The sequence below is a fragment of the Streptomyces sp. NPDC054863 genome (genome assembly GCF_053610825.1).
The window spans coordinates 1-1724 of record NZ_JBSGZD010000546.1; the positions used below are offsets into that span (position 1 = coordinate 1).

At 70.6% G+C, this 1724-nt stretch carries 2 protein-coding genes; both read left to right on the forward strand.

The features are described from left to right. The first annotated feature begins 71 nt into the window (after positions 1 to 71). Positions 72 to 857 (forward strand): electron transfer flavoprotein subunit beta/FixA family protein, encoded by a 786-nt coding sequence (locus ACWGIG_RS38765; RefSeq protein WP_398418019.1) that lies wholly within the window; start codon positions 72 to 74, stop codon positions 855 to 857. A gap of 54 nt (positions 858 to 911) precedes the next feature. Further along, positions 912 to 1724, forward strand: an 813-nt coding sequence (locus tag ACWGIG_RS38770) for an electron transfer flavoprotein subunit alpha/FixB family protein (protein ID WP_453326426.1), incomplete at its 3' end; no start/stop codon positions are given.

The window sequence follows — 1724 nt, forward strand, 5'->3', positions numbered from 1 at the left end:
CGCCCCTTCAGGCGCCTATGCTGCCTGCAACGAGGCAGTCGAAAAATAGACGATGCAGTAGGAGAGCCGGCGTGAGCTTGAGGATCGTTGTCTGTGTGAAGTACGTGCCCGACGCCACCGGCGACCGGCACTTCGCCGATGACCTGACGGTCGACCGCGACGATGTCGACGGTCTGCTGTCGGAGCTCGACGAGTACGCCGTCGAGCAGGCGCTGCAGATCGCCGACGAGGCCGACGACGCGGAGATCACCGTCCTGACGGTCGGTCCCGAGGATGCCAAGGACGCGCTCCGCAAGGCGCTGTCGATGGGCGCCGACAAGGCCGTCCACGTCGAGGACGACGACCTGCACGGCAGTGACGTCATGGCGACGTCGCTGGTGCTTGCCAAGGCCGTCGAGAAGACCGGTTACGACCTGGTCATCACCGGCATGGCGTCGACCGACGGCACCATGGGTGTCCTGCCGGCGATCCTGGCCGAGCGCCTGGGCGTCCCGCAGGTCACGCTGCTCTCCGAGGTCAAGGTCGAGGACGGTGTCGTCAAGGGCCGCCGCGACGGCGACTCGGCGACCGAGCAGCTGGAGGCCTCCCTCCCGGCGCTCGTGTCGGTGACGGACCAGTCGGGCGAGGCCCGCTACCCGTCCTTCAAGGGCATCATGGCCGCCAAGAAGAAGCCGGTGGAGTCCCTGGACCTGGACGACCTGGACCTGGACGCCGAAGAGGTCGGCCTCGAAGGCTCCTGGACCAAGGTCGACTCCGCGGACAAGCGCCCGGAGCGCACCGCGGGCACGATCGTCAAGGACGAGGGCGAGGGCGGCAAGCAGCTCGCCGAGTTCCTGGCCGGACAGAAGTTCATCTAGTCCGGACCGGACTTCCCCTTCCCCGTTTCTTCGCACTCGCAGGAGAGCAATCCCATGGCTGAAGTTCTCGTCTACGTCGACCACGTGGACGGTGCCGTCCGCAAGCCCACCCTGGAGCTGCTGACGCTCGCCCGCCGCATCGGCGAGCCCGTCGCGGTCTTCCTCGGCGCCGGTGGCGACGCCGCCGCGGCCGTGCTCGGCGAGCACGGCGCGACCCGCGTACTGACCGCGGACGCCCCGGAGTTCGGCGACGACCTCGTCGTCCCGAAGGTGGACGCCCTGCAGGCCGCGTACGACGCCGTCTCCCCGGCCGCCGTGCTGGTCCCGTCCTCCGCCGAGGGCAAGGAGATCGCGGCCCGCCTCGCGGTCCGCATCGGCTCCGGCATCATCACCGACGCCGTCGACGTGGAGGCCGGCGACGAGGGTCCGGTGGCCACGCAGGCCGCGTTCGCCGCCTCGTACACCACCAGGTCCCGCGTCTCCAAGGGCACCCCGGTCATCACCGTCAAGCCGAACTCGGCCCCGGTCGAGGCCGCCCCGGCCGCCGGCGCCGTCGAGGCGCTGAGCGTCTCCTTCTCCGAGGCCGCCACCGGCACCAAGGTCGTCTCGCGCACCCCGCGCGAGTCCACCGGCCGTCCCGAGCTGACCGAGGCCGCGATCGTGGTCTCCGGCGGGCGCGGCGTCAACGGCGCCGAGAACTTCTCGGTCATCGAGAAGCTCGCCGACAGCCTCGGTGCCGCGGTCGGCGCCTCCCGCGCCGCCGTCGACGCCGGCTGGTACCCGCACACCAACCAGGTCGGCCAGACCGGCAAGTCCGTCTCGCCGCAGCTGTACATCGCCTCCGGCATCTCCGGTGCGATCCAGCAC